The 7467-nt window shown below is 63.7% G+C and carries 4 protein-coding genes and 1 pseudogene; 4 read left to right on the top strand and 1 reads right to left on the bottom strand.

The window, feature by feature from the left end:
* Positions 1–2996, bottom strand: a 2996-nt coding sequence (locus EN969_RS09405) for a peptidoglycan-binding protein (protein WP_127419087.1), incomplete at its 3' end; no start/stop codon positions are given.
* Positions 2997–3451: 455 nt separating this feature from the next.
* On the opposite strand from EN969_RS09405, the gene EN969_RS09410 reads away from it, so the two are divergent.
* From EN969_RS09410 to EN969_RS09425, 4 genes and pseudogenes are all read left to right on the top strand, one after another.
* Complete coding sequence (locus EN969_RS09410; RefSeq protein ID WP_013533661.1) at positions 3452–3910, top strand: MerR family DNA-binding transcriptional regulator; 459 nt, start codon at positions 3452–3454, stop codon at positions 3908–3910.
* A gap of 307 nt (positions 3911–4217) precedes the next feature.
* On the top strand, positions 4218–6008 hold the full coding sequence (locus EN969_RS09415) for an acyl-CoA dehydrogenase (RefSeq protein WP_013533660.1): 1791 nt from the start codon (positions 4218–4220) through the stop codon (positions 6006–6008).
* A gap of 46 nt (positions 6009–6054) precedes the next feature.
* Positions 6055–7227 carry an acyl-CoA dehydrogenase family protein gene (locus EN969_RS09420; protein WP_082826644.1) on the top strand — a complete coding sequence of 391 codons (1173 nt, stop codon included), beginning with the start codon at positions 6055–6057 and terminating at the stop codon, positions 7225–7227.
* Positions 7228–7260: 33 nt separating this feature from the next.
* Positions 7261–7467, top strand: a pseudogene (locus tag EN969_RS09425) (acetyl-CoA C-acyltransferase); the annotation flags it as partial.

Raw genomic sequence — 7467 nt, forward strand, 5'->3', positions numbered from 1 at the left:
GCATCGGCCGATGTAGCCAAGGCGACGGGGGCGGGAACCGGTTCTGCGATCGGCGCGGCACCCATCGACGGCTCGGCGCCTGACGGCGTGGCAATCATGCTTTGCGCGGCCATGTCGTCCTTGGTTGCCGGTGCGGATGGCTCGGCCTGTCTGACGGCATGGTCCGGCGCGCTTTCCACTGCCGCGGGCTGCGCGTCCGTCTTTGGCTGGCTCGCGGCATCGAGCGAGGCGGTTTGCATCGGCTGCGAGGCGACGATCGGCACGACATCGTTGCTCGCCACCTGGGCCGGATCGGCGAAAAAGGCCTTGCCCAGTTGCAGGGCGCCCAGCGCCAGCAGGATCGCGGTTGTCCCCATCAGGATCGGCTTGCGCCGTGCCTTGAGCAGGTCGCCGATCCGCAGTGCCTTCACCGGTCCGGTCACCGTCGACTGGCGCTTCAGCGCATCGGCCTCGGCGGCCGCGGCCTGCGCCGCGCGCCGGGCAGCGGCGATGAAATCCGATTTCGCGGCATCGGTGTCGCTGGGCTTGGCCGGCTGGCCGCGCTCGTCACGCACGCGCTTCATGATGGCATTGAGGTCAGGTGCGCCGGAGCCGGGCTCCAGCGGCCGGTTGGCCATTTTCGGATCGAGCGGCTCGTCGAGATCGACGCTCGGTATTGGGGCACTCGGCGCTGAGCCGGCCAGTGGCGGGATATCCGCCTCCTTCTTGCCCTTGAAGGCGCGGGCCAGCCCGCCGAACAACGATTTGCGGCCGCCGGCCTGTCCGCCTTTCTCGGCGATCGTGTCCGAACCGAGCGCGGCCATGGCCGCCGCCGCGGCAGCCTCGGCCGGCGTGCGCGTGCCAATACCAATACCGAGGTCGCTACGCATACCCAGGTCGCCGCGTGCACCCGGCTCATTGCGCAGGATGGCGGCGGCACGGCCATCGAGATCTGCCATGTCCCCAGTCAATGGCAGGGGCTGATCGATATCCATCGACGGCGCGTCGACGGCCATTTTGGGTCGGCGCACGCCGCGCCAGTTGCTCGGCTCGGCCGGTGCCGCATCCAGCAATTCGCTCATCGCCTCGACCGGCTCGCCGGGTTCGAGCGAACCCAGCCGGTCGACGATCTTGAGCAACGTATCGTGGATGGCCTCGAACGTTCTCGAATTGCGTTCGTCGGAGCGCCGCGTCAGTGTTTCAAGCGTCTTCAAATCCTGGGCGAGGCCGGAAACCGCGGTCGCATTGGCGCTCGAACCGGCCAGCGATTGCACTGCGTTCTCGGCCGCTTCGCGCGCCGCGCCGAGAATGGAATCGCGGGTTCCTGCGAGCGACTTTTCAATTTCGTTGAGACGCGGGCTGATGTCCTCGAATTCCGGCAGCGGGGTGCTGGGCTTGGAAAGATGAGCCGACAGGCCGGCAACCTGTGCTTCCAGGCTGCGGATCAGCGCCGGATCGATGCCGGCGACCTGTGCGGCCGACGCGTCCAGCCGGCTTGAAATGTCTTCGAGCCGGCTCTCCAGTCCGCGGATCGCCGCTTCGCCCGCGGGATCGGGCACACGCGTTTCAAGGCGCTTGGCGAGCGCCGTAAAGCGGGCATCGATGGCTTCCATGATGCCGACGCTGTCGACCTGCGGCATGCGCTGGTCGAGCCTGTCAGCAACCTCGTCCAGCCTGCGCTCGAGATCGCGGAACAGCATGTTGCCCTGTTCGATGGCGTCACCCTGGCGGCGTTCCATCATGCTCGACAGCACGTCGAAGCGTTGCTCCAGCCCATGGAAGATGTAGTCGGCGTCAGGCATGGCGGGTGCCTGGTCGATCTTGTCGGCGATGAATGCGATCTGCTTGGCCAGGCGCTCCATCGCCTGCTCCGGCAGATTGGCGCGGCCGGCGAGTTCGTCGACCCGGCCCGACAGCGTGCTCAACCGGTCCATGACCGCGTTGCCGGGACGATCCTGCGCCACTTCCTGGATCTGGCCGGCAAGCGAGTCGATCCGTCTCTCTATGCGCTCGAAAGCCTCGTGGTCGAATGAATTGGCTTGCGCGGCGACCGTCGATGCCACGATGGCGCGGGAAATCTCGTCCAGCCGCTCGTCGATCATGCCAAGCGTGTCGCTGCCGCGATTGTCTTGCTGGCTGGCGAAATGGTCGACAGCGCCGGCAAGCGTCCGCACCTTCTCCTCCAGCGAGCGCAGCGACAACGATTCCGGCAAATTGTTGACGGCATTGCTGATCTGCTCGAGCCGGGCGGTGAGAGCAGACAGGCCCGGGTCGTCCGAGCGCTTGCGCTGGTCGGCGTCGAGGCGGTCTTCGAACGCCGTCCAGCGGCGATCGAAATCGTCCCAGCGGCGGTCGACCTTCTGCACGCTCTCTTCGCGTGCCAGCGTTTCGAGTGCGGCTTTGACCTGTTCGAGCTCGAGGCGCAGCATGTTGACGCTTCTGTCGTCGCTCTTCTCGGCCAGGGTCTGGATGGCGCCCGAAAGACGCTCGAACTCAAGGCCGAGTTCAGCACTGCCCTTGGCCGAAGCACCGGGCCTTGCGCCTGACTGGAAGGCCCGCTCGATGTCCTTGCGCAGCGCTTCGAATTCCCGCTGCAGGCCTGCGGTCATCTGGTGGCGCAATTCCTCGCGCATGCCGCGCAATTCGCCGGCGATCTTGCCGACCATGGCAACGCCATCCTCCTGGCCGCGCACGCGATCGATATCGCGGGCAATGGCCTGGTAATTCTGCTCGAAAGCGGCGGCTCCCTGCATCGGGCTCTTCGGACGCGACGCGGGCTGCGGGTCCTCATACCAGCGCTGCTGGCCAGAGGGCCGGGCGGCGGGGTAGCGCGCATCGGCACCATATTGGCGGGGATCGGGTTGGCGGAGTTCGGGACGTGCCATCGGATCCTCGCGCGTCCGCTCCAGCCGCTGCTCCAGTGTCTCCAGCGACTGGTTCAACTGATCGAGCGTGGTCTGCGGCCTGCGCTGCCTGCCGGCATTGAGTGTATCGAGATAGGACCGCTTGCTGTTCATCGGTGCGTCCGTCTTTCAGAATGGCTGGCTCGCGGCCAGTTCCCCCAGGTCCCTATCGGAACGAAGGCGACCGGCGGCGATGCCGCGGCGGAAGACGAGCTTCCCGGGCTCTCGCCCGCGCTCCGAAAAACCGTGAAAAATTCGATACAGGATAAACACGGGTAGCCGACGCGCCCACATTTCCCCCAACGTGGTAAACAACGCGTTAACCAAACTTAAGAAATCGAAAGGATGTTGGCTGCTGGCCTGACGGTGCGGCATAAAGGGCGGGGCGCAGAACGCCCTTGCGTCATCCTGCGGCAATCGGTATAGAATTGACGTAAACGTAAAAGGCGCATTGAGCGCATGTTTGCGATTTGTTTGTTGAAACCACGACTGGAAGCAGGCCCCCGCTTCCAGTCAGGCGACGCACGGTCCAGGACCGCGACGCCACCAGACGGGGAAAGCCAGTGACCATGAAGCTTATCTCGGCCGGCGAGACCGCGGCCAATACCAATATGTCTGCCGAAGCCGGCGAGGACCTCGTCCGCATCGGCGAGATGGCGAAGAAATATGGAGTGACGCTGCGCACGCTGCGTTTCTACGAAGACAAGGGCCTGCTCAACCCGCAGCGCGACGGTTCGACCCGTCTCTACACGCGCCGCGACAAGGCCCGCCTCAAGCTGATCCTGCTTGGCCGCAAGGTCGGATTCTCGCTGCGCGACGTCAAGCAGATGATGGATCTCTACGATCCCACCGGTTCAAACACCAAGCAGCTCAAGCTTGCGCTGGACAAGTCGGAAAAGCAGCTTGCCCGCCTGCAGAAGCAACGGGCGCTGATCGACGACGCCATCAACGAGCTCAGCGGCTCGATGTCGGCGGTGCGCCAGATGCTGAGCGAGCGTTCGGCGCCGCAGGCGAGCGCCGCCAGCTGAAGCAATTCCGTCAGGAATTGCGCCAGACACCAAGTCGTCTGCTGATTGTCCGAGTTCTGTCTAGCCGCGTGGCCTGCCACGCGGCTTTTCGTTGTCCTGGCCCACTCTTATGGCCTTTCGGCGCTGGCTTGCGCAACGTCGCGCCGCTACGCTCATTGCTCCAGGGGGCGGGGAATCTTGTCGCATCGAGAAAATTGACGTTTACGCAAACGTCAATTTTTGCTATCCCGCTCCCAATATGGGTCCGCATGCCGCCCTGGCTTGTCTTCGGGGCATTCGGACCGGGTTTGCAGGGTGGAGAAAAAGCATGCCGACATACAGGGCTCCGGTCCAGGATACGCTGTTCGTGCTCAACGAGGTTCTGGGTTACCAGCGTTATTCGAACCTTCCCGGATTTGCCGACGCCACGCCCGATGTGCTCGAGGCGATCCTCGCCGAAGGCGCCAAGCTCGCCGAAAACGTCATGCATCCGCTGAACCGTGTCGGCGACATGGAAGGCTGTGTGCGTCACGACGATGGCTCGGTGACCACGCCGAAAGGCTTCAGGGAGGCCTTCGACCAGTACCGCGAGGGCGGCTGGATGGGATTGGCCGCACCCGTCGAGTTCGGCGGCCAGGGCCTGCCCTATGCCGTGCACACCGCCGTCGCCGAATATATGGTCTCGGCCAATATGTCCTTGATGATGTATCCGGGCCTGACGCAGGGCGCGATCGCGGCAATCATCACCCACGGCACCGACGAGCAGAAGGCGACATGGTTGCCGAGGATGATCGAGGGTGCCTGGACCGGCACCATGAACCTGACCGAGCCGCATTGCGGCACGGATCTCGGCCTGTTGCGGACCAAAGCGGTGCCGAACGGCGATGGCACCTATAAGATTTCAGGCCAGAAGATCTTCATCTCGGCCGGCGAACACGACATGTCGGACAACATCGTCCATCTGGTGCTGGCCCGCATCGAGGGTGCGCCGGAAGGCGTCAAGGGCATCTCGCTGTTCATCGTGCCGAAGCTCAAGCTCGACCCGTCGGGCAATCCGGGCAACAGGAACACCGTCTCCTGCGGCTCGATCGAGGAGAAGATGGGCATCCACGGCAATTCGACCTGCGTCATGAACTATGACGAGGCTGAGGGCACGCTGCTCGGCGAGCCCAATGGCGGCCTGAAGGCGATGTTCACGATGATGAACGAGGCGCGCCTCGGTGTCGGCCTGCAGGGGTTGTCGCTGTCGGAGATCGCCTATCAGAACGCTGTCGGCTACGCCAAGGACCGTTTGCAGGGCCGCTCATTGTCTGGGCCGAAGGCGCCGGACAAGAAGGCCGATCCGATCATCGTCCATCCCGACATCCGCCGCAGCCTGATGACCATGAAAGCCTTCAACGAGGCCGGCCGCGCGCTGGCGCTGTGGACGGCGATCAAGTCCGACATCGCCCACCGCTCCGGCGACGACAAGGATCGCCAGGCCGCCGACGACTACACCGGCCTGATGACACCGGTGGTCAAGGGCGTGCTCACCGACAAAGGGTTCGACCACGCCGTCATGGCGCAGCAGGTGTTCGGCGGTCACGGTTATATCGAAGAGCACGGCATGAGCCAGTTCGTGCGCGATGCCCGCATCGCTATGATCTATGAAGGCGCCAATGGCATCCAGGCGCTCGACCTCGTCGGCCGCAAGCTTGGTTTGCATGGCGGCCGCGCCGTGCAGGCCTTCTTCAAGGAGGTTGGCGAATTCTGCGAGGAGAACCGCGCTAACGAGAAGATGGCGCCGTTCACCAAGGCGTTGAAGAAAGGTCTCAACGATTTGCAGGCAGCGACCATGTGGCTGGTGCAGAACGGCATGGCCAAGCCCGACAATGCGGGTGCCGCCTCGACCGACTACATGCATCTCTTCGGCCTGGTCGCTCTGGGCTATATGTGGGCGCAGATGGCCAAGGTGGCACTTGGCAAGACGGACGCCAATGGCGCGCAATCCTTCTACGACAACAAGATCGTGACGGGGCGCTTCTTCATGGAGCGGATCATGCCGGAGACATCGGCGCATCTCGCCCGCATTTCGAGCGGCGCTGACACATTGATGGCACTGCCGGCGGAAGCGTTCTAAGCTCGACTTCACTGGCCTTTCTGTCTGTCGATACGCGGAGGAAATCGTGGCGACAAATCCCGCCGAAGTGCTCTCTTTGCCGAAGCCCGCCTGGGCGGCGGACGAGGTCGGCATGCTCTACGACATGGCGCATCGCTTCATGTCGGAGGAGATCGCGCCGCGCTACGACGAGTTCGAGAAGAACGAGATGGTCGATCGCGAAAGCTGGCTGAAGGCAGGTTCCGCCGGCCTGCTCTGCGCTTCTATGCCGGAGGAATATGGCGGCTCCGGCGGCACCTTCGCGCATGAGAGCGCCATCATCGAGGCCATTGGCCATGTCGGCGTCGACGGGTTCGGCATCGGCCTGCACAATTCGATCGTCGCCCCTTATATCCTCCACTACGGCTCCGAGGAGCAGAAAAAGAAATGGCTGCCGAAGCTGGCGACCGGCGAGCTGATCGGCGCCATCGCCATGACCGAGCCCGGCGCCGGTTCCGATCTGCAGGGCGTCAAGACGCGGGCGCAGAAGGATGGCAACCACTACAAGATCAATGGTTCCAAGACCTTCATCACCAACGGCCAGCTTGCGAACTTCATCATCGTCGTCACCAAGACCGATCCGGAGAAGGGCGCCAAGGGCACCTCGCTGATCGTCGTCGAGACCGACGAGGTCGAAGGTTTCCAGCGCGGCCGTAACCTCGACAAGATCGGGCTCAAGGCCAACGACACGTCGGAGCTGTTCTTCAACGACATGCGCGTGCCGACCTCCAATTTGCTCGGCCACGAGGAAGGGCAGGGCTTCGTCCAGTTGATGCAGCAACTGCCGCAGGAGCGGCTGCAGATCGGCACGGGCGCCATCGCCATGATCGAGCGGGCGCTGGCGCTGACCATCGACTACGTCAAGGAGCGCAAGGCGTTCGGCAAGGCGATCATCGATTTCCAGAACACCCAGTTCAAGCTGGCCGAACTCAAGACCGAGGCCACCATCGGCCGCGTCTTCTACAATGATTGCGTCGCCCGCCACATCGCGGGCGGCCTCGATCCCGTGACAGCGTCGATGGCCAAGTACTGGCTCAGCGACCTGCAGGGAAAAGTCGTCGACGAATGCCTTCAACTGCATGGCGGCTATGGCTACATGAATGAATACCCGATCGCCCGCATGTTCCGCGACGCCCGCGTCCAGCGCATCTACGGCGGCACCAACGAGATCATGAAATTGCTGATCGGACGCTCTCTCTGAAGGCGACATCAGGCAAACCCAAGGAGCAAGCAAATGGCTGAAGCTTATGTCTATGACGCCGTGCGCACACCGCGTGGCAAGGGCAAGAAAGACGGATCGCTGCACGAGGTGCCGGCGGTGCGGCTTGCCGCCAAGACGCTCGAGGCGCTGCGCGACCGCAATGGGCTGGACACTGCAAACGTCGACGACATCATCTTCGGCTGCGTCGATCCGGTCGGCGAGGCGGGGTCGGGCATTTCC

It is taken from the genome of Mesorhizobium sp. M7A.F.Ca.CA.003.01.2.1 (assembly GCF_003998945.1).
Lineage (GTDB): Bacteria > Pseudomonadota > Alphaproteobacteria > Rhizobiales > Rhizobiaceae > Mesorhizobium > Mesorhizobium ciceri.